The sequence below is a fragment of the Alteromonas sp. PRIM-21 genome (assembly GCF_027563165.1).
Classification (GTDB): domain Bacteria; phylum Pseudomonadota; class Gammaproteobacteria; order Enterobacterales; family Alteromonadaceae; genus Alteromonas; species Alteromonas macleodii_A.
In genome coordinates this window covers 1-20,360 of sequence record NZ_JADOEK010000023.1, presented here as the reverse complement: position 1 = coordinate 20,360, position 20,360 = coordinate 1, and the positions used below count along the sequence as shown (strand labels likewise).

The following is a 20,360-nucleotide window of genomic DNA, read 5'->3' as shown; positions in this document are numbered from 1 at the left end:
TGGTAGCGGAGTCAGTGGCAATATATAATGAAAAACGCCCGCATCTGGCCCTTAAATACAAAACGCCCGATGAGATACATCGGGCGTTCTAAACAAAATAAGTGTCAACTTATTCTAGGACTAGTCACGTTTAGCAGAGAGGGCTTAGCCTTTTTCTACCTGACCGAATTCTAGGTCTACCGGTGTAGAACGACCAAAGATAAGTACCGATACCTTTACGCGGCTCTTTTCGTAGTCGACTTCTTCTACCACACCGTTGAAGTCTGCAAATGGACCGTCGGTAACACGAATAACTTCGCCTGGTTCGAACAAGGTCTTTGGTCTTGGCTTATCAACGTTTTCTTCAAGACGATTTAAGATAGCATCAGCTTCTTTTTGCGTGATAGGCATAGGGCGGTCAGATGTACCACCGATAAAACCAAGTACACGAGGAACGCTTTTCACCAAGTGCCAAGATTCTTCAGTCATTGCCATTTCTACCAGTACATAACCAGGGTAGAACTTGCGCTCAGATTTACGCTTTTGACCCGCACGCATTTCTACAACTTCTTCTGTTGGTACTAGTACCTGACCGAAGTAATCTTCCATGTTGTGCATTTTGATGTATTCAAGCAGGGTCTTCTTTACACGAGACTCATATTGCGAATAGGCTTGTACTACGTACCATCTTTTCTTTACTGCTTCTTCTTCAGACATACGCTTATGCTCCTATTCCAGTAATAAAGCCAACTACACGAACGATGATGCCGTCTAGTCCCCATAAAATTAGTGCCATGATTAACGTCGCTGCAAGCACGATAAGGGTAGTCTGATTCGCCTCTTGACGAGTAGGCCATACAACCTTGCGAACTTCTGTGCGAGACTCTTTAGCAAAGCTCAAGAAGGTGCTACCTTTTTCGGTAGTTGCCGCAATAAAACCAGCTATACCAACTACTACAACAATAGCGATAGCACGGTATAGTACCGAGATCTCACCGTACATTGTATTAGCGGTTACTAAACCGGCAAGTAGTGCAAAAACCACTACCCATTTAAACATGTCCAATGCATTGGACTGATTTTCCGTCTTTTCGCTCATGTTACGATCCTAGCACTACAGCGTCGTTGTTTTACGCACTCATTTAATGCGCAATTTAAAAATTCTTAGTTTAAGTAAATTTGGCAGGGGTGGAGGGACTCGAACCCCCAACCATCGGTTTTGGAGACCGCTGTTCTACCAATTCGAACTACACCCCTGTGGTGTCTAAAAGACAAAATTTACTTACACTGCCCTTGTGAGTTGTGCGTCTTTTCTAAGGAAAGTGCGGTATCGCAAGGGAGGGACGCGTATTATACTTAACCACTTTCAAGATACAAGCGGTTTATCCATCCCTTCTGCGATTGAACACTATTTCACGAGTTTCCTATTCAACACCAATAAATCCGCCGGTTTGGTGTGCCCAAAGCTTCGCATAAATACCATTTTGAGCGATAAGCTCAGCATGTGTGCCCTGCTCTACAATGTTACCCTTATCCAAAACAAGTAACCTGTCCATTTGTGCAATGGTAGATAAGCGATGCGCAATAGCCAGCACGGTTTTACCTTCCATCACTTTATCCAGACAGGCTTGAATTGCCGCTTCAACTTCTGAATCTAGTGCCGATGTCGCCTCGTCCAGTACCAGTACAGGTGCGTCTTTTAGCAATACACGGGCGATAGCGATACGCTGACGCTGCCCTCCTGAAAGCTTCACACCGCGCTCACCTACATGCGCGTCGTAGCCTGTTCTACCGTAACTATCGGTGAGGGTAAGGATAAAGTCGTGCGCCTCGGCTTGCTTAGCCGCCCTTACCATATCCTCTTCTGTCGCATCCGTACGCCCGTATAAAATATTGTCGCGTACAGAGCGATGCATCAACGAGGTATCCTGCGTAACCATACTGATTTTAGCTCGTAGGGTTTCCTGCCCCACTTGGGTAATATCTTGCCCATCAATGATAATTCGGCCACTTTGGGTGTCGTAAAAACGCATTAATAGGTTCACTAAAGTTGATTTACCTGCACCAGAGCGCCCCACTAACCCTACTTTTTCACCAGGCTTGATGTCTAAATCTAAATTTTTAAACACATCAATAGGTTTTTCATCGGCCCCAGCATAAGAAAAGTTCACGTTGTCGAAGTTGATCCCGCCGCCGTTTACTTTAAGTGCATTAGCCTTAGGTTTATCTTTTACTGCGATTGGCTGCGCTAGTGTATTCATGCCGTCTTGCACAGTACCTAAGTTCTCAAATAAGCCAGATACTTCCCACATTACCCAGTGCGACATACCGTTTAGTCGCAAACACAAACTAATAGCAATGGCGATATCACCGGGGCTCGCAATGTTTTCCATCCATAAATACACAGACAATGCGCCAATGGTAAAGATAAGAATGGCATTAGCCATTTCCACACAAAATTCCAATACGGTAACCAAACGCATTTGTGGGTAAACCGTTTTAAGAAAACCATCCATGCTTTCTTTTGCATAATCAGCTTCACGGCGACTATGCGAAAACAGCTTCACTGTGGTGATATTGGTGTAACTATCCACAATACGCCCTGTCATTAATGAGCGCGCGTCGGCTTGCTTTTGCGATACTTCTTTTAGTTTAGGCACCAGCACTTTTAAAATACCAATGTACACAAAGAACCATACGATAAGCGGCATGGCTAAGCGCCAATCAGTGCTAAAGATAAGCACTACCATAGAGATAAAATAAACGCTGATGTACACCAGCAAATCGAGAACCTTGGTCACGGTTTCTCTTACCGATAGCGCAGTCTGCATCACCTTAGTAGCCACACGGCCGGCAAATTCGTCGTGGAAAAAGGTTAAACTTTGCCCAAGTAAGTAGCGGTGTGCCTGCCATCTAATGCGCATGGGGTAATTACCCATCAAGGACTGGCGAGAAAACAGCGAGCGCAACAAAATAAACAAAGGAATGAAAACAAGAACCGTTAAACCCATGCCAATAAGCGTGAATTTTTGGTCCTCTAAAAAGGTTTCTCGGCTTTGTTCAGAAAACCAGTCAACCAACTGGCCCAGAAATCCAAACAGCGCTACTTCTAACATGGCCACAATTGCACTTAGCACCGAAACTGTAAGGATGACGCCCCACATGCCTTTGGTGTAGTACTTACAAAATGCAATGATACCTGTTGGCGGTTGAGTAGGCGGTGTATCGGGGAAAGGCTGGGTCAGCTTTTCAAAAAATGAAAACATGTAGAACTCGTTAATTATTCGGTGACAGAGCACGTTTACGTATGCCCAAAATGCTTAGGTCACAATTCTACACGATAACTGAAAGTGTGTTGAACTTTGCGGTACTTTTTTACCGCAAAGCTCACTTAACATTAGTTAATATTTGGACAAGCTAATTGCTTACTGAAGGGCTTAGTGAAAAGCTTATCAAAAACCAGTCAAAGCATGGCTAATTTTCTTAAAAGATTTACTCTGCAAAGCCTAATTTAGCGAGTATGCCTTCTACTTTTTCAGCGTGTTCAGCCTGCCACTGTTCGAGCGACATAGAACCGTCTTTTTGTGCGCGCTTTTGGGCAATGTCATAGGCTGCTAGCGCCTCATCCTTTGGGATTACTGCAATGCCCTCCTCGTCCGCCACAATGATGTCTCCCGCGTGAACAGTTACACCAGCACATGTGATAGGCTCATTTAACGGCGATATGCACTTTTTCGCTCCAGGCTTAGGTATAACGCCTCTGGCAAACACTGGAAACTTGTTGTCACGGGTTTCAGCAATATCTCGGATAACACCATCAATTACGAAGCCTTTAATCCCTCTAGATTGGGCGATTGCGCAGACGTTACCGCCCGCAACGGCAAATTCATCGTCAGCTTCAACCACAATGATATCACCAGGGCTTGCGCGATATATCGCCGCATGCAGCATAAGATGGTCACCCGGCTCACACTTAACGGTGAACGCTGGGCCCGCAATACGAGGCATACCGTACCACAATGGTTTTATCGCGTAATGCATGAACTGCTCTCTTGGCAGGGCGTCTGCGTACTCGCACGGTGATACGCTTTCAAAAGGAGTTTTATGTAAGTCCATTGCCGTTCCTTGAATATCGTGATGAGGTCAATACAGAACACTATAGCGAACTTAGTCTGCCAAGTTGTTACAAGCTGTGTATTTTCACTATAAACACTTTTTCTATCCCTACCATCATGCTAAAACGTTAGAAAAACCGTGCGTGTTACGCCCCGATATTCTTGTGGATGCAAAGGTCATTCTTATGGATGTAGAGGCCCTTACAACGCGCTAAAAACTATAAGCGGCAAGTCCAAACATTGCCCAGTCAGAATGAAAAGGAAAACTCTAAATGTTACGTAGCGTTTTAAGCTTAAGCGTGGCGCTGGCCTTAACGGCCTGTAGCCCACAAAATTCATCGACAGAACAACAAAACCAAAGCGCTGCCACTGAAGAAGCTCAGCAGCAGCTTTCTTCAGGCGTCATTAAAGAGAATATGGACCTGTCTGTAGACCCCGGTGATGACTTCTTCCGCTACGTAAACGGTAAGTGGTTTGATAATTTTGAAATACCAGCTGATAAGTCTAGTTACGGTTCTTTCGTTATTCTACGTGATGAAGCGCAAGACCACGTAATGGATATTATTAAGTCTTCTGCCGAAGGTGATTTTAAAGCGGGAAGCGACGAACAAAAAGTGGGCGATTTTTACCGTGCCTATATGGATATGGAAACCCGCAACAAGCTTGGCGTAACGCCAATAAAACCTGAGCTATCCAAGATTGATGCTATTGAAGACTATACCGACCTTGCCGAGTATTTTGCTTATGCTGCTCGCTATGGCTACGGTACCCCATTCAGCCTAACCCAATACCCAGATCTCAAGTCGCCAAAAGAATATCTGATGTACACGTGGCAAGCCGGTCTTGGACTGCCTGAGCGCGAGTACTATTTTAAAGACGACGAAACGTCACAAACCATCCGTGACGCATACGTCAAGCATATACAAACTATGTTTGAACTTGCGGGTTTCGAAGCACCAAAAGAAAGTGCCGATATGCTTTTCGAGCTTGAGACTAAAATTGCTCAGCTACACATGAAAAAAGAGCAAGCCCGTAACTTTGCCGCAAACTATAACAAGCTTTCGATTGAAGAACTTAAAGCATTGATGCCTAAGTTTAACTGGGATGCCTATCTTGCTGAAGCTGACATTAGCGACATTCCTTCACTAGGCATTTTGCAAAAAGACTACATGCAAAACATTGATGGCGTTATAGCCGAAACCTCGCTAGAAGACTGGAAGACGTTTCTTAAATGGGGCGTTTTAAACGCTTCAGCTAGTCGATTAAATGCCGAGCTTGATGAAGCGAACTTCAACTTCTACAGCAAAGTGCTTCGCGGCGTAGAAGAGCAGCAGCCTCAATGGCGTCGTGCAGTAAGCCTTTCAAATGCCCATGTAGGCGAGCTTATCGGTAAGGTTTATGTAAAACAGCATTTCCCGCCTGAAGCGAAAGACCGCATGATGGAAATGGTTAACAACCTACTGCTGGCTTACAAAGAAAGTATTGAAAACCTAGACTGGATGACAGACGAAACTCGCGCGCAAGCGCTGGACAAACTGTCTAAATTTACCGTCAAAATAGGTTATCCAGATCAGTGGAGAGATTACTCAGCACTAACGGTTAATGCCGGTGACTTATTCGGTAACCTTAAGCGCTCCTCTGACGTGTTATATGAAGAGATGCTGAAGAAACAAGGCGGCCCAGTGTGGACCCACGAGTGGGGTATGACACCTCAAACCGTTAACGCTTACTACAATCCACCGCTTAACGAAATTGTATTTCCTGCCGCTATTCTGCAGCCTCCGTTTTTTGATATGAACGCAGAAGACGCGGTGAATTACGGTGGTATTGGCGCAGTAATCGGACACGAAATAGGTCACGGATTCGATGATTCAGGCTCAACCTTTGACGGTGATGGCGTACTTAGAAACTGGTGGACCGATGAAGATCGCAGCGAGTTTGAAGCACGTACTGCAAACCTCATAGAGCAATACAATCAATTCGAGGTGTTACCTGATTTACACGTAAACGGCGAATATACCTTAGGTGAAAACATTGGTGACCTAGGCGGTATTAGTATTGCGCTTAAAGCTTACCACTTGTCCCTTGATGGTGAAAAAGCCCCAGAGCTAGATGGCTTTACTGGCGACCAGCGCGTATTCATCGGTTATGGTCAGGTTTGGGCCAGCAAATACCGCGAAGAAGCGTTGCGCAGTCAAGTACAGACAGACACCCACTCCCCTACTAAATTCCGTACCAACGGCGCTGTGCGCAACGTACCAGAATTCTACGAAGCCTTTAATGTAACCGAAGACGATGCGTTGTATTTGCCGCCAGAAGAACGCGTGAAAATTTGGTAATTCACGTACTTTAAGTAACACACGTAAGCTACGACAATTAAAGCCCCATGTTTGCTGTGTCAAACATGGGGCTTTTTTTCGCGTTGTGGATACTTCATTAAGCAGTAATTATTTTTGCCAAATAAGCATCGACAGAATTAACCGGATAGCGACGTTAACACGTCGAGCGCTAAATCAACTTTTTCAGCAGGTACAAAAATGTGGTCGTGATAGAAAGCCGCTACCACGTTGGCACTTATTCCGGCTTTACCTAACGCGGTAGACATAGCGGCAGTCATACCTACCGCCTCTAGACTAGAGTGCACTTCGCAGGTTATACAGCGATAGTAACCTTCAAATTGAAGTCCAGCTTGCTCGGCTTCGGCTGAAGGCAAAATGAGCGTGGTGCCCTCTCGCTCTTGAAACATGCCCTTAGCCGCTGAAATCAATGAACTGGTTAATTTATCTGCCTGCAAAGTGGTGAATACAAAGTTTTCACTACTGGCTACAGGGTTTAAGTTTTTGAGCAACAGGGTTAAATCAGTTTCAGCAACCACACTAACCTTCCTTTCTTTAAGGTAAATACTTACTTATTAAAGCGCCTGTTAAAGTTTTCGGGCTCTAATACGCTTACCTTTGATCTTACCTTCTCTAAACTGGGTCATGGCTTTTTTCACGCTTCGCGTTTTCACTGCGACAAAACTCATGCTGTTTTGCACTTTGATTTTACCTAAGTCGTCGCCAGGAATGCCTGCATCTTTTGTAAGCGCTCCTACCAAGTCGCCAGGGCGAAGCTTTTCCTTTTTACCGGCACTTAATGAAATACAGGTAAAGTCAGGCTGGGTAATTTTATTTTTATGAAAACGTAAGCTTTGCGCACCTTTTAGCGGAATATCACTTTCTTGCAATACTTCTATCTTTCGTAAAAAGTGTTCTTCTTCCTCGCTTACTAGCGTTATCGCCATACCTTGAGCGCCCGCACGTGCCGTTCTGCCAATGCGGTGAATGTGGGTTTCAGGCTCTTCACTTACTGTGTAGTTAATAACACAGGCAATATCATCGATATCTAATCCACGGGCAGCAACATCGGTAGCCACTAGCACTTGTAGCGCGTCACTTGCAAACTGCATAAGCACTGAAGTTCTTTGATGCTGTTCCATATCCCCCTGAAGCCCTTTAGCACTGAAGCCATCTTCTATAAGCTCTTCAACAACTTCATTTACCTGCGTTTTACGGTTACAGAAAACAATGGCGTTTTTAGGCTGATATTCGGTTAATACGGCTTTTAGCGCCTGCGTTCTGGTGTGAGGCAACACCTTATAGCCCAACTGAGTAATTGCCGGCTTGCTCTCTTGCGCTTCTACTTTACAGGTTACCGGGTTATGCAAGTACTGCTTCGCCACACGCTCAATTTGCTCGGTGAAAGTTGCAGAAAAAAGTAGTGTTTGCACTTGCGTTGGCGTCTGTCCGAAGATAATGCGTAAATCATCTTCAAAACCCATATCTAACATACGGTCGGCTTCGTCAAGCACACGCAGCTTTACATTACGCAAATCAATACGGCGCTTTTCCACATGATCCATCACGCGACCAGGAGTACCTACAATAATGTGAGGACTGTGTTTTAACGACTGAATTTGCGGCCCCATAGGCTGGCCGCCACATAAGGTAGTTACTTTGATATTACCGATATTTTTAGCCGCACTACGGCACTGCTGCGCTACTTGGTCGGCAAGCTCACGGGTTGGGCAAAGCATAATGGCTTGTGTAGTAAAATCGTTAACTTCAATGTGCTGCAAGGCTGGGATCACGAAGCATAAGGTTTTACCGCTACCTGTTTGCGCCTGACCAATCACATCTTTTCCCTGAAGCGCTTCGGGAAGCGACTGCGCCTGGATTGGAGAAAGTTGGTGAATGCCTTGATAGTCTAGTGCTTTAACGATGGCAGGGTTTATATCTAAATGCTTAACTGTTTCAACGGTCATTAATTTGGGTTCCAAAAGTTAACTACACCATGTTCTATATGATGAGTTACGCCATATTCTTGGTTCATCATGCCACCCTTCGAAGAAAGTGAGATGATGGAAAAGTGTCAGTAAAATCGTTTGAATGGGTCTAGAAGAGCGTTTGTGCCCTTATGGAAACGTTCCACAGGGCACGCGTACAAACCGTATAGAATAAGCTTACGCTTGAAATGCCTTTTCTAATTTCCACTGTAGTGTTTGCCCCGCAAAAAATGGAACCATGTCGGTACCATCAGCTAGGGTTACCTGTTCTGGCACCGTCCACGACTCTTTTACTAACGTCATTGTAGTTGTATTTCGCGGTAAACCATAAAAGTCTGCACCGTAATGGCTAGCAAAACCTTCTAGCTTGTCTATTGCACCTAACTGCTCGAACACTTCTGCATAAAGCTCTATTGCAGACCATGCGCTGTAACAACCTGCACACCCGCAGGCATTCTCTTTTTTATGCTTAGCATGAGGTGCAGAATCAGTACCCAAAAAGAACTTCTTATTGCCACTTGCCACCATATCGCGTAAGGCTTTTTGGTGGGTATTTCGCTTAAGCACCGGCAGGCAATAGTTGTGAGGGCGTACACCACCAACTAGTAAATCGTTGCGATTAAGCAATAAGTGCTGAGGCGTGATAGTTGCGCCCACAAATTCGCTCGCGCTCGCTACGAAACTTGCAGCATCTGCTGTAGTAATGTGTTCAAACACCACTTTCAGCTTAGGAAATGCTTCAACGATGGGATATAGGTGTGTATCTATGAACACTTTTTCACGGTCAAAAATATCAATGTGATGCTCGGTAACTTCGCCGTGAATTAACAATAACAACCCTTGCTCTTGCATGGCTTGGAATACTGGGTATAAAGCTTGAATACCTTTTACCGCGGCGTCTGAATTAGTCGTCGCTCCTGCGGGATAAAGCTTACATGCGGTTACGCCTGCTTGCTTTGCGTCGACAATATCTTGCGGCGTAGTTTGGTTGGTAAGAAATAAAGTCATCAATGGCTCAAAATTACTGCCTTCAGGTCGAGCAGCCTCAATTCGCCCTTTATATGCCATCGCCATTTCAGCATTAACTACGGGTGGTACTAGGTTCGGCATAACGATAGCGCGCTGGAAACAACGTGCGGTTGCAGGCACTGTTTCAGCTAGCATTTCGTTATCGCGGAAATGAAGGTGCCAATCGTCTGGCGTAGTAATGGTGAGCGTTTGCATGCCTTGTCTCTCTTAGTACTTATTCAAACAGCGAGGAAGTTGCGCGCAATAATAGCACAAATCCGTATTTGCGCGCAGAACAACTCGCTTGATAGTACCTATGATTTCACTTGGCCGTGCTCAACCCAAATAAGCTTACTAGTGTCATACCCAGCCGTTCTTGCTTTTTCTAGCAAACGGGCGCGGACCTCATCTGAAATTGTTGGCGTTCGCGCTAAAATCCAAAGGTAATCTTTATCAGGCCCGGTTATCAGCGCATATTGATAGCCTTCCTTGTCTAACTCCATGATGACATAGCTTGCGTAGAACGGTCCGAAAAAGGATACCTTTAGATGTCCTGTCGTTTCATTTTCAACAAAATATGCTTTACCTTCGGCTTGGTCCCACTTACCTTCTTCTTTTGAATAGCCGCGATTAATAACTTTCACGCCACCATCTTCGCGCATACTATAGGTTGCTGTGACCTCGCTTAGTCCTTCTTCGAAACTGTGGTCAAAGCGCGCTATTTCATACCACTCCCCTAAATACCTAGGAAGCTCGAAGCCCTCGACAGGCTCTACCTTTTCCGGCACTCCGGTGCAGCCAGCTAACCCAATAAGTAGTGAACTTGCCATTGCCGCTAACAACCATTTTTTCAACATAAAACTCTTTTCCTGTGATGATTTTCTAGTAATGAATACTCGCTACTTCATTAAAACGTCCAACCCAACTATTGTGGTGGTTATTGCTACTTCTTGCTATTAGCTATTCCCACACCAAAAATAATCTGAAGCGCTAACTGTCGTTAGTTAAAATATACTCGCCTAATCAAACTGTTATTATTAACACAGTCGTACTAGAGTAGCGCTTTGTTGATAATAAGAATAAGCTCCAGAGCTTTATTGAGTGCATAAGTACTTTGTTCACTCACACTTTCTAAAGGGAGAAAACTATATGAATGCACACTTTCCACATGCAAGCCGCCTAATTTATGGATGTATGGGCTTAGGCGGTGGTTGGAATAATGACCCCGTCACTAAAGCCGATGTTACCCAAGCAAGATCAATCATCGACGCTGTACTAGACTTAGATATTAACGTTTTTGACCATGCTGATATTTACACATTCGGTAAGGCAGAAACTGCCTTTGGTGAAGCGCTTAAGCAAGCCCCGGAACTTAAAGACAAAATGCTTATTCAATCTAAATGTGCAATACGTTTTGAAGATGATTTAGGACCAAAGCGTTATGATTTCTCGGCAAATCATATACATACTTCTGTTGAAGGCATTCTATCTCGTTTAGGTATCGAGCAACTTGATATACTGCTGCTACACCGCCCCGACCCGCTTATGGAATTGGAAGAAGTGGCTGGCACCTTATTGCTGCTACAGCAACAGGGAAAGATTAAACACGTGGGTGTGTCTAATATGCACGGGCACCAAATAAACTACCTTCAATCAGCGCTCTCAACACCTATTGTTGCCAACCAACTTGAAATGAGCCTCGGTTTTAGAGATTGGCTAGAAGACGGCATCACCAGCAATAGTGCGGCTAATCGTAATATGGGTTATGCACCAGGGACTCTTGAGTACTGTATGATGAATAATGTTCAGCTTCAGGCTTGGGGAAGCTTGGCTCAAGGAAAATATACAGGGGCGAAAACCGAGAGTAGCGCAGACCTGGCAACCGCGAATTTAGTGGCACAACTTGCAAGCGAATACCAAACAACGCCTGAAGCCATTGTTTTAGCATGGTTAATGCGACACCCTGCCAATATCGCGCCGGTGTTAGGCAGCACTAATATTGAACGAATCAAATCTAGCCAGAAAGCAATGGACGTTCACCTGTCGCGCGAACACTGGTATAAGTTATTTGAAGCTGCTCGCGGCCAAGAGATGCCGTAAGCATATAAAAGGAAATAGTATGCTAAAAGGTTTTCACCATGTTGCTATTATTTGTAGTGACTATCCACGTTCGAAAACGTTTTACACGGACGTGTTAGGGTTCTCCATCATTGACGAAAATTACCGAGAAGCTAGGGATTCATATAAATGCGACCTTGGTTTACCTGATGGAAGTCAAATTGAATTATTTTCGTTTCCAGGGGCACCGCAAAGGCCGTCGCGTCCGGAAGCGCAAGGGCTTAGACACTTAGCATTTAAAGTAGACAACCTTGATGAAATGATTGATCACTTAACTAACAAACGTGTGGAATGTGAGCCCGTAAGAACCGACGAGTATACGGGAAAGCGCTTTACGTTTTTTCAAGACCCTGACGGGTTACCGCTAGAACTTTACGAACTATAAAAAAATGCCGAATAGCTGAGTGGCTGTTCGGCATCTATCTAACGTTAGGACTATTAAAATAACCCTGTCTTAGTCCAGCATTCTGACTTCTCGTTGCGGGAATGGAATATCAATATTGTGCTGTTGAAGCGCGTTAAAAACGGCTTGATTAAGCGCATAGCGCACTTCGAAATGCCTTGTCGCAGGAGCCCAAACCCGAACCCCAAAATTAATACTGCTGTCACCAAAATTATCGACACCAATAGCAGGTGTTTTTTCTGCACTAACACCGTCAACAGATGCAATTGCATGTCGAATTACTTCAATAACATTATCTACATTACTAGAGTAAGCAACGCCAATCTCGAGTTCTATAAGCATGTTTTCGGCAGAGTTATGCAAGATTTCCCCAACAATGAGCTTATTGGGAATTTGGATTTGCACGTTATCTTCATCGATAAGAATGGTATAAGGCAGCATAACCTGATCAACAACGCCGGCAACGCCACGAACCCGAATAGTATCCCCAACTACAAACGGACGGGTAATGATTATAGTAAAACCTGCGGCATAGTTTGCCAGCATGCCCTGAATAGCAAGACCAGCACCTAAGCCAACAGCACCGAGTGCCGCAATTAATGGAGTAACGCTGATCCCCACGTTACCAAGGGCGATGATGATAACTACTCCAAGCACCACCAGTTTACATATACCACCGGTAAACCGGCTTAGCGTAACGTCAATTTTCTTGTTTACCATGAGGTTTTCAACCACATGGCCTATCTTATTGGCCACCCACCAACCAAGTAGAAATATGATAATGGCACCTACAATTTGGAAGCTGTAGGTCACTGCGAACTCTACGAGCGTGTCGTAAAGCGCTTGGGCTTGTTTTAATTCATCCATGGGACGTTAATACGAAGTAATAAGTGAGGGAATGAAGTGAAGCTTAAACAACAACGCTATGAAAAACCAGTGCCGAACATAAGTCCGGCAGCTTTCAGTTGACTGATACTACAAGCGGTGAGACTCGCGGCTCGTTTCACTTAGCTAGCGTATTCACTTGCTTCAATCTCAGCTAAACGCTGTTTAGTGGGGTTTTTAATAAAGTTATATACCAGGCCAATGAATAGCACGGCGGCGAAGCCAGTGGCGACCATGAAGCCGTATTTTGCATCGCCTCCGTTAGCGTCACTTACAAGCCCCATAATGAAAGGGCCAGCCGCAGCGCCGGCAGCAGTAAAGAACAATATAACCCCTGCCACGCTGCCATGCTGGTGTTTAGGGAAGCAGCTTATCCCCTTTGAATTAAACGTAGGGTAAATAACCGACATGAAAATACCTGTTAAAGGGAACAAGTAAAGCGCGACTTGCTTTCCACCCCATAGCCCTAAGCCAAAACACAATACAATAGCGCCTGTGAATAACATCAGAACTAGCGCCCAGTTAAAGCGAGACATCATCCAAATTCCGACAAAGCGCCCAGCGGCCCGAAGAATAAAAAAGGCGGTTACCGAATAAATAGCCAGTGTTTGGGAAAAGCCCTCGCTGTAACAGTTATATGTGGCTTTAAGTGTAGTGGCGTCGCACACTAAGTAACTCGGCATCCACACATAAATGGCGCTTTCTGCTGCAACATACAAAAAAGCTCCCATAGAAAAACCTAAGGCATACGGGTTTTTGATCAAACTTAAACTTTGCGCAACGGAAACGTTATTTCCCCCTGAAGAGGTGTCGCGGGAATAAGTTGGATATTTAACCAACAGCGCGCCAACAATAAGAAGGGTACACACACCACCCGCGATAACATATAGCCACTGCCACGCTACCCCTTGGTGAATTAAATACGCAACAATCAAAGGGCCAATTATTGCCCCCACCCCAAAGAACGCCTCTGCACCATTCATTGTTGCTGTGTGTTGTTTTGTAGATGTTGAAATATCACCGATAAGTGCAAGCGCACCCGTTTTAAAAATACCAACGGCGACCCCTGACAAGCTCATCAAGCTTACGATCAAGATAAAGTCATTAGCAATTAGGAAGCTGTAGCAAGCTATCCCAAATAACCCTAAACCAATGATGATGGTTGGCTTACGACCTAACTTATCTGCTAAAAAACCTAACAATAAACCAGATAACGCGATACCCAGCATAGGCAAAGAATGCATTAAACTTGCTTGCGCATTAGTGACAGAAAACGCTACTTTTACTTCTTTAATTATCTCGCCTACTGAATCTGATGTCATCGCAAACATCATAAACATGAGGTAGGTTAACCATCTGATAATTCTACTACTTGGGTCTCGGCTCGGCATAGTCTGTCTCATAACAACGGCATGAAGGTGCTTTACGTACACATACACTTTACAAAATCATGTGAGTGATGGCAGACAAAAGTCGTTGGAAGCACCCACTTGTTTTACAAATCTAATCAATAACATAAGTGATGTAATAAGCTTGATGGCAAATATAGTAGTGCGCTTAGCATCAAGCTTACATTAAACTCAAAAATCTTAATCGATTAAGATAGAAGTTAACAGAATTTAAAAAGCATGTAAACTCAACAATGAGAATGGAATAAGTAGGCGGGTAATTAAACTCTTCATCATTTGTAATTCCCGTGAACATTAGTAATAGCTACGGTGTTTTATTCTGGCGACACTAAACTGCTTATCAGGCGCAAATTTGCTGTAAGGCGATAGTGAGGTAAAGGAAGCAACACCTATGATACTTACCCCTCCTTCCAGCAGCTAAAGCTGTTAGCTTACTCACCTAATTTTTCGTACGTTGTGACTTCCGCCACTGGTCAGTTACCGTCATGAAAATTAATTAGCTTTATTACCAAGGACTTATTAAATAACCCCAAATTACACAGGCAGTAAAAGAATTACAGACTATACTTTAGTCGTGGATAAGGGTTATCCAAAATCTTTGTGGGATAATCCCGCAAGGCGGCCATTCAGCTTATTTACAGGCTAGTTAACCCGAAAGTAGCACTCAACCGGTGTGTGTGGTTTATATCTTGCTATCTTTTAGTTTTTTCTCTTTTCAAAGTTAGTACGCTGGGGCAATACAAATTACTTTTTCACACACTGGATTTCGACTTACGTCATATGGATATGTAAAACATGGTAACGGATAAAACAATGCAAAGTGTTAAAGCATTGGAATACATGTGCCCTTATTGCGGCGCAATTAATGATTTTCAACTAAACGCTTCTCGAGACATGTACCTTGAACAACATGAGTCTTGTGGCTGTTGTAACAAAGTACTCAGTCTTATTCCCGCCAATGGTATTGGTGGTCGAATTAATCTTATTGTGGACGCTTTAGATAGCGAACACATTTTCAAGTAAAAATCGACGTCAAATATCTACGAAAAAGCCGCTTCAAAAAGCGGCTTTTTAATTTGTCTGTGAAAGTTTCCCAACTTACTTAACGGAAAAACTCTCGTTTCAATTCGCTGTCTGTTAAGAAACGGCCACCTAACGCTGACGTCTTCGTGTAGGAATTAGTATCTCGAATTCCTCTCGCTTTTACGCAATAGTGCGTAGCGTTGATACTTACAGCAACATCTTCTGTATTCGTTAATGTTTGCAGTGCAACTAACACCTGCTGCGTTAGACGCTCTTGTACCTGAGGGCGTTGAGCAAAGAAGCTTACAAGACGGTTTATTTTCGAAAGACCAATTACTGTATCTTTAGGTATGTACGATACCGTGGCTGTGCCGTCAATGGTTACAAAGTGATGTTCGCAAGTACTTGTTAAGCTGATATCAGATACCTGAACAGGCTGGTCTATCTGCATTTTATTTTCAATAGCAGTAATTTTAGGGAACTTGTGATAATCCAAGCCTCCGAAAATCTCATTAACGTACATTTTGGCAATACGGGTAGGTGTATCGCACAAGCTGTCATCAGTAAGGTCAAGTCCAAGCGTGTCCATTACGTCACGCATCGCACTTTCAATTCGTTTGCGCTTTTGTTCGTCAGAAAGACCATTAGCCACCATAGGAGTTTCTAACCCCTTGGCTTCTAATGCTTCACGTACACGTTGTGCCGGCTCTGATATAGAGGGGTCTAGTGCATCACGCACAATTACCGCTTCTTTTGCTAACATTGTTTTATCCGTTGTTACTGCTTTTTTTGAACTAATACGCCTTTCAAATCGTAAAAGTTCGGTTATACGACAACATGACTTTTATTTAATGTTGTTGCTACCTCACGTGCGTTTAGCACGGAATAATAAAACTGTTACCTCTTAGAAAAGAAGGACACTATCTTGAACTCACCTGTACTGATAACAGGCGCCAGCCAACGATTGGGCTTGGCGATGGCCGAAAGTTTACTTGCAAAAGGACATCGCGTTGTTGTGACTTATCGAACGCATCGCTCGAGTATTGCGATGCTTAAGGATAAAGGCGCAACAGTTTTACAGGCGGATTTTAGCACTGAGGCGGCTATTGATCGAGCAATTGATGAGATTAAGGCAATCAGTAAAACCTATCGAGGGATCATTCACAACGCATCAGATTGGGCTCAAGAGAAAGATAATGGTAATAAGCAACACTTAATGGAACGCATGATGATGATTCATGCAGTTGCTCCCTATCGCATTAATATAGCGTTAGAAGAAGCGCTGTGCAGTTGTGAAGAACAAGCTGACATTATTCACATGACTGATTATGTGCAAGACACCGGCAGTGAAAAGCATATGGCTTACGCGGCGAGTAAAGCTGCGTTGCACAATCTCACCTTGTCTTTTGCGAAAAAACTAGCTCCAAAGGTGAAAGTGAATAGTATTGCACCGGCTCTACTTATGTTTAATGAAGGTGATGACGAAGCTTATAAACAAAAAGCAGTGAAAAAGTCGCTACTCGAAATAGTACCGGGTGCCCAAGAGGCCGTGAAAGCCATGAACTATTTATTAGACAGCGACTACGTGACAGGCCAAACACTACACCTTAATGGTGGGCGGCATTTAAAGTGAAATTATAGCCTTTAAGCTAGGCTTATGTTTTAGGTGGTTTAAATTAATCGTCACCGCCAATTAATTTCATCGCCATTAGCCTTGGTCTGGTGCTACGGCATGGCTATAATCCACCCCCTATTTTAAAGCGACTTGGAATTTTACTATGCTCGGCAACCGTATTATGGCGCCTGAATGGCACGACATTGATGCTGTAATGTTGGCATGGCCACATGCACAAACCGATTGGGCTCCATGGTTGGAAGAAGCAAGAGCGACCTACCTGAATGTGATTACAGCAGTGAATCGCAATAACGCGGGTGTCATTTTATTATGCGCGCCAAGTGACGTTGACGATCTTAAGCCCCGTTTACCCGAAAATGCACAAGTGCTTATCGTTGCCGCCTCGTTCAATGATACCTGGATGCGCGACTACAGCTTTATCACGTGTAAAGACAGTGAAGGTAACGGCTCGCCCGTAGAATTTCGTTTCAACGGTTGGGGTAACAAATTCAACGCTTCAGAAGATAACCTTGTCAATCAACGTTACCTCGCCGCCATGTGCAAATCTGCGCTGCGCAGTAGCCCTATTGTGGCAGAAGGCGGTGCGTTAGAAATTGATGAAAACGGGCATTTACTAAGTACCGCGCAGTGTCTACTTAACCCTGAACGCAATGGCGATATGTCGCTAGGTGCTTACGAAGATGTGTTTAAAGATATGCTGGGCTGCAATAAGGTTACTATCTTGCAGCATGGGTATTTAGAGGGTGATGATACAGATGGCCACATCGACACCCTGGTGCGCTTTACGCCAAACAAAGGCTTAGTTATCCAAGCGTGTAACAACCGCCCTAATGACAGTCACTTTGAAGGGTTGAAAGCGCTGTGCGATGAGTGCGCTCTTGAACTGCCTGAACATAAACAGTTCCATTTACCGCTGCCTCATATAGTAAACGTTGAAGGAGATCGTCTACCTGCATCCTACGCCAATTACTTGATTTGTAATAAGGCTATTTTGTTGCCTGTATACGGTGAAGAAGAAGATGCCGAAGCCATCGAAACCGTTCAAAGAGCACATCCCAATCATATTGTTGAACCAATTGATTGTAGTGTACTCGTAAGACAATACGGGAGCTTGCATTGTATTTCTATGCAAGTACCCACAAATACGTTAAAAGACTCAATTATCACCACCTTAAAGAAAGGAGTGTCATTACATGCGCCCAGCTAAGCTAAAAGTTGGTCTGGTACAACAGGCCGTTGCCGACAATGACAAAGCAACGAACTGGAACAAAAGTGCCGAGCAAGTTGCCAAATTAGCGGCTGAAGGTTGCGAGTGTATTTTGCTTCAAGAGCTGCACAGCACCCTGTATTTTTGCCAGCAAGAAGATACTGACGCCTTTGATTTGGCTGAACCAATACCAGGTCCAGCAACGGACTTTTTTGGTGAACTCGCTGAAAAACACAACATTGTGTTAGTCACATCCTTGTTTGAAAAACGCGGTTCGGGTTTATATCACAACACCGCCGTAGTGTTTGACCGCAGTAAAGAAATTGCGGGCAAATACCGTAAAATGCACATTCCTGACGACCCGGGTTTTTACGAGAAGTTTTATTTCACACCGGGCGACATGGGCTTTACGCCTATTGAAACCAGCGTAGGTAAGCTTGGCGTCTTGGTATGTTGGGATCAATGGTACCCAGAAGCGGCACGCCTAATGGCAATGGCAGGTGCAGACTTGTTGTTCTACCCTACCGCTATTGGCTGGGACTTAACGGATACCGAAGAAGAGCGTACCCGTCAACATGGCGCATGGGAAACCATTCAGCGTTCTCATGCTGTGGCTAACTCAGTACCGGTTATCGTGGCGAACCGCACTGGCTTTGAAGCGTCACCAGTTGAAGGCGACCCAGGCATTCAGTTTTGGGGACAAAGCTTTGTTGCAGGCCCGCAGGGCGAGATTTTGGCAAAAGCCGAAGCTGAAGGTGAAACCACGCTATCAGTAGAGCTTGATATGGAACGTACCGAGCAGGTTAAGCGCATTTGGCCTTACTTCCGTGACCGCCGCATAGACGCCTACGACGAACTAACCAAGCGCTGGCGCGACTAACCCAAATAAAGGGGTCAGAGTACATTTTTTTGAAGCAGCAATAACTGTGAAATGTACTCTGACCCATTTTTACACAAGTTCCTTTTCACCGCCGTTTTTCGCTGAGCGATAGATAGCGTTTAGTAGCGCAATCGATCTACGTCCTTCAAATCCATCCACGAGTGGTTTAGTGCCGTTATCAAGGGCATTTAATACATCTTCGAAGTTTCTTTGATGCCACACGAAGTCGATGGCGGATGGATCAGCTGCTCCTGCTCCCGCCTCATCTTCATTAAGCCCATACTTGTATCTAATCTCTTCATCTTCTTCACTTTCTTCAACAAACTCCCAGACTCGAAATTTATCATCGCTCATAAAAACAGAGCCCTGAGAACCAGTGATTTGTATCTCTGCCGGATGACCGCTTTTAGACCAGCAAGCTGTTGAACCTTGAATGACGCCCAATGCTCCGTTTTTAAATTCGAGCATCGCAATTCCAACATCTTCCACCTCTATACCATCATGGGCCACCAGCCTAGTTTCTGCTCTTACAGATTTTACATCCCCCATTACATAAAGAAGTAAATCTATAGTATGAATTGACTGGTTCATCAACGCGCCACCGCCATCAAGCTTCCAAGTACCACGCCAGGCACCGCTTTCGTAATACTCTTGGGTTCGCCACCATTTAATATAGGCATCTGCCATGGCAATGTTGCCGAAGCGCCCTGCGTCTAGAGCACGCTTAAGTAACTGAGATGATGCATTAAACCTACGAGGGAAAATGCCCGCAAGCATCACTTTGTTTTCAGCACACACCGCAATCATTTCATCGACTCTGTCAGCTGTAACTTCCAGCGGCTTTTCACAAATTATATGCTTGCCCGCTTTAGCGGCAGCAGATATAGGTTCTAAATGAAAGCCTGAAGGCGTACATATAGTAATGATGTCAATATCAGGAGACGTTATAAACGACGTATAGTCGTCGTAAGGTGTACAGTTATGCTTTTTAGAAAACGCGTTGGCTTTTTCAATTGAACGTGAATAAATCCCTGTTAATTCTGCATTGGGAATAGCGTGGATGGCCTGAGCATGAAAATCCGCAATCATGCCTGCGCCGACAATTCCGAATCGATACATTTTACTGTTCCTTTTTTGTTCAGTAGAAAAAGTATATGGGAACTCAGCGCGTTAAACTAGCCTTGAAATTATGGGGTCAGAGTACTTTTAATGGGCGACTATCGTTCTAAATAAATGTACTCTGACCCTGAGGTATCCCCACAAATAATAGAACGATATCAGTGAGATAAAAAAAGATAGGAACATTCATGACGTTTGGTGATCAGATCAATCGCCAAACATCACCGAGACCAAACAGCCATGAATGCCCTATC

The 20,360-nt window shown here is 44.4% G+C and carries 19 protein-coding genes and 1 tRNA gene; 7 read left to right on the top strand and 13 right to left on the bottom strand.

The window, feature by feature from the left end; translation table 11 throughout:
• Window positions 1-144: 144 nt before the first annotated feature.
• From nusG to IW644_RS19535, 5 genes are all read right to left on the bottom strand, one after another.
• Window positions 145-696 carry a transcription termination/antitermination protein NusG gene (gene nusG, locus IW644_RS19555; RefSeq protein ID WP_179984807.1) on the bottom strand — a complete coding sequence of 184 codons (552 nt, stop codon included), beginning with the start codon at window positions 694-696 and terminating at the stop codon, window positions 145-147.
• A gap of 4 nt (window positions 697-700) precedes the next feature.
• Window positions 701-1,078, bottom strand: a complete 378-nt coding sequence (secE, locus tag IW644_RS19550; protein ID WP_014951045.1) for a preprotein translocase subunit SecE — start codon at window positions 1,076-1,078, stop codon at window positions 701-703.
• Between the two features lie 81 nt (window positions 1,079-1,159).
• Window positions 1,160-1,236 (bottom strand) — tRNA-Trp (locus tag IW644_RS19545).
• A 167-nt stretch (window positions 1,237-1,403) separates the two neighbouring features.
• Entirely contained in the window at window positions 1,404-3,245 is a 1,842-nt protein-coding gene (locus IW644_RS19540; RefSeq protein ID WP_269919007.1) for an ABC transporter ATP-binding protein, read from the bottom strand.
• Between the two features lie 226 nt (window positions 3,246-3,471).
• Window positions 3,472-4,095: an RraA family protein gene (locus IW644_RS19535; RefSeq protein WP_269919006.1), complete on the bottom strand. Its 624-nt coding sequence runs from the start codon at window positions 4,093-4,095 to the stop codon at window positions 3,472-3,474.
• A gap of 271 nt (window positions 4,096-4,366) precedes the next feature.
• On the opposite strand from IW644_RS19535, the gene IW644_RS19530 reads away from it, so the two are divergent.
• On the top strand, window positions 4,367-6,433 hold the full coding sequence (locus tag IW644_RS19530) for a M13 family metallopeptidase (RefSeq protein WP_269919005.1): 2,067 nt from the start codon (window positions 4,367-4,369) through the stop codon (window positions 6,431-6,433).
• Window positions 6,434-6,570: 137 nt separating this feature from the next.
• On the opposite strand, the gene IW644_RS19525 is transcribed toward IW644_RS19530, so the two are convergent.
• The 4 genes from IW644_RS19525 to IW644_RS19510 all read right to left on the bottom strand — a co-directional run bounded on the left by IW644_RS19525 (window position 6,571) and on the right by IW644_RS19510 (window position 10,283).
• The gene (locus IW644_RS19525) at window positions 6,571-6,969 is read right to left on the bottom strand and encodes an ACT domain-containing protein (protein WP_269919004.1); all 399 of its coding nucleotides are present in this window, start codon (window positions 6,967-6,969) and stop codon (window positions 6,571-6,573) included.
• 48 nt (window positions 6,970-7,017) lie between these two features.
• A complete protein-coding gene (gene dbpA, locus IW644_RS19520) occupies window positions 7,018-8,397 on the bottom strand; it encodes an ATP-dependent RNA helicase DbpA (RefSeq protein WP_269919003.1) in 1,380 nt (459 codons plus the stop codon).
• A gap of 198 nt (window positions 8,398-8,595) precedes the next feature.
• Complete coding sequence (pyrC, locus tag IW644_RS19515) at window positions 8,596-9,642, bottom strand: dihydroorotase (RefSeq protein WP_269919002.1); 1,047 nt, start codon at window positions 9,640-9,642, stop codon at window positions 8,596-8,598.
• 98 nt (window positions 9,643-9,740) lie between these two features.
• Window positions 9,741-10,283 carry a lipocalin family protein gene (locus IW644_RS19510; protein WP_179984814.1) on the bottom strand — a complete coding sequence of 181 codons (543 nt, stop codon included), beginning with the start codon at window positions 10,281-10,283 and terminating at the stop codon, window positions 9,741-9,743.
• Between the two features lie 292 nt (window positions 10,284-10,575).
• On the opposite strand from IW644_RS19510, the gene IW644_RS19505 reads away from it, so the two are divergent.
• Both IW644_RS19505 and gloA2 read left to right on the top strand, forming a co-directional pair.
• Entirely contained in the window at window positions 10,576-11,526 is a 951-nt protein-coding gene (locus tag IW644_RS19505; protein WP_269919001.1) for an aldo/keto reductase, read from the top strand.
• A gap of 19 nt (window positions 11,527-11,545) precedes the next feature.
• Window positions 11,546-11,929: an SMU1112c/YaeR family gloxylase I-like metalloprotein gene (gene gloA2 / locus IW644_RS19500; RefSeq protein WP_269919000.1), complete on the top strand. Its 384-nt coding sequence runs from the start codon at window positions 11,546-11,548 to the stop codon at window positions 11,927-11,929.
• A 69-nt stretch (window positions 11,930-11,998) separates the two neighbouring features.
• On the opposite strand, the gene IW644_RS19495 is transcribed toward gloA2, so the two are convergent.
• Window positions 11,999-12,814 (bottom strand): mechanosensitive ion channel family protein, encoded by an 816-nt coding sequence (locus IW644_RS19495; RefSeq protein WP_269918999.1) that lies wholly within the window; start codon window positions 12,812-12,814, stop codon window positions 11,999-12,001.
• Window positions 12,815-12,954: 140 nt separating this feature from the next.
• On the bottom strand, window positions 12,955-14,172 hold the full coding sequence (locus tag IW644_RS19490; RefSeq protein ID WP_269919008.1) for an MFS transporter: 1,218 nt from the start codon (window positions 14,170-14,172) through the stop codon (window positions 12,955-12,957).
• An 882-nt stretch (window positions 14,173-15,054) separates the two neighbouring features.
• Here IW644_RS19490 and IW644_RS19485 point away from each other — a divergent pair.
• Window positions 15,055-15,264, top strand: a complete 210-nt coding sequence (locus IW644_RS19485) for a hypothetical protein (RefSeq protein ID WP_269918998.1) — start codon at window positions 15,055-15,057, stop codon at window positions 15,262-15,264.
• 79 nt (window positions 15,265-15,343) lie between these two features.
• Here the strand turns inward: IW644_RS19485 and folE are convergent, their stop codons facing one another.
• Complete coding sequence (folE, locus tag IW644_RS19480; RefSeq protein ID WP_179984819.1) at window positions 15,344-16,027, bottom strand: GTP cyclohydrolase I FolE; 684 nt, start codon at window positions 16,025-16,027, stop codon at window positions 15,344-15,346.
• A gap of 162 nt (window positions 16,028-16,189) precedes the next feature.
• Between folE and folM the strand changes: the two genes are divergently transcribed.
• The 3 genes from folM (at window position 16,190) to IW644_RS19465 (ending at window position 18,987) form a co-directional block, all read left to right on the top strand.
• On the top strand, window positions 16,190-16,897 hold the full coding sequence (gene folM, locus IW644_RS19475) for a dihydromonapterin reductase (RefSeq protein ID WP_269918997.1): 708 nt from the start codon (window positions 16,190-16,192) through the stop codon (window positions 16,895-16,897).
• A gap of 145 nt (window positions 16,898-17,042) precedes the next feature.
• A complete protein-coding gene (locus IW644_RS19470; protein WP_269918996.1) occupies window positions 17,043-18,107 on the top strand; it encodes an agmatine deiminase family protein in 1,065 nt (354 codons plus the stop codon).
• On the top strand, window positions 18,094-18,987 hold the full coding sequence (locus IW644_RS19465; protein WP_179984822.1) for a carbon-nitrogen hydrolase: 894 nt from the start codon (window positions 18,094-18,096) through the stop codon (window positions 18,985-18,987). The genes IW644_RS19470 and IW644_RS19465 overlap by 14 nt, the downstream gene beginning before the upstream one ends.
• A 69-nt stretch (window positions 18,988-19,056) precedes the next feature.
• Here IW644_RS19465 and IW644_RS19460 read toward each other — a convergent pair whose 3' ends face one another.
• Window positions 19,057-20,106, bottom strand: coding sequence for a Gfo/Idh/MocA family protein (locus IW644_RS19460; RefSeq protein WP_269918995.1), 1,050 nt, complete (start codon window positions 20,104-20,106; stop codon window positions 19,057-19,059).
• Window positions 20,107-20,360 lie beyond the last annotated feature (254 nt).

Coding starts and splice junctions, on each gene's coding strand:
- IW644_RS19530 (WP_269919005.1), top strand. CDS start 4,367: ATGTTACGTAGCGTTTTAAGCTTAAGCGTGGCGCTGGCCTTAACGGCC.
- pyrC (WP_269919002.1), bottom strand. CDS start 9,642: ATGCAAACGCTCACCATTACTACGCCAGACGATTGGCACCTTCATTTC.
- IW644_RS19535 (WP_269919006.1), bottom strand. CDS start 4,095: ATGGACTTACATAAAACTCCTTTTGAAAGCGTATCACCGTGCGAGTAC.
- IW644_RS19490 (WP_269919008.1), bottom strand. CDS start 14,172: ATGTTTATGATGTTTGCGATGACATCAGATTCAGTAGGCGAGATAATT.
- folE (WP_179984819.1), bottom strand. CDS start 16,027: ATGTTAGCAAAAGAAGCGGTAATTGTGCGTGATGCACTAGACCCCTCT.
- IW644_RS19540 (WP_269919007.1), bottom strand. CDS start 3,245: ATGTTTTCATTTTTTGAAAAGCTGACCCAGCCTTTCCCCGATACACCG.
- IW644_RS19485 (WP_269918998.1), top strand. CDS start 15,055: ATGCAAAGTGTTAAAGCATTGGAATACATGTGCCCTTATTGCGGCGCA.
- IW644_RS19460 (WP_269918995.1), bottom strand. CDS start 20,106: ATGTATCGATTCGGAATTGTCGGCGCAGGCATGATTGCGGATTTTCAT.
- nusG (WP_179984807.1), bottom strand. CDS start 696: ATGTCTGAAGAAGAAGCAGTAAAGAAAAGATGGTACGTAGTACAAGCC.
- secE (WP_014951045.1), bottom strand. CDS start 1,078: ATGAGCGAAAAGACGGAAAATCAGTCCAATGCATTGGACATGTTTAAA.
- dbpA (WP_269919003.1), bottom strand. CDS start 8,397: ATGACCGTTGAAACAGTTAAGCATTTAGATATAAACCCTGCCATCGTT.
- IW644_RS19505 (WP_269919001.1), top strand. CDS start 10,576: ATGAATGCACACTTTCCACATGCAAGCCGCCTAATTTATGGATGTATG.
- IW644_RS19470 (WP_269918996.1), top strand. CDS start 17,043: ATGCTCGGCAACCGTATTATGGCGCCTGAATGGCACGACATTGATGCT.
- gloA2 (WP_269919000.1), top strand. CDS start 11,546: ATGCTAAAAGGTTTTCACCATGTTGCTATTATTTGTAGTGACTATCCA.
- IW644_RS19465 (WP_179984822.1), top strand. CDS start 18,094: ATGCGCCCAGCTAAGCTAAAAGTTGGTCTGGTACAACAGGCCGTTGCC.
- IW644_RS19510 (WP_179984814.1), bottom strand. CDS start 10,283: ATGTTGAAAAAATGGTTGTTAGCGGCAATGGCAAGTTCACTACTTATT.
- IW644_RS19495 (WP_269918999.1), bottom strand. CDS start 12,814: ATGGATGAATTAAAACAAGCCCAAGCGCTTTACGACACGCTCGTAGAG.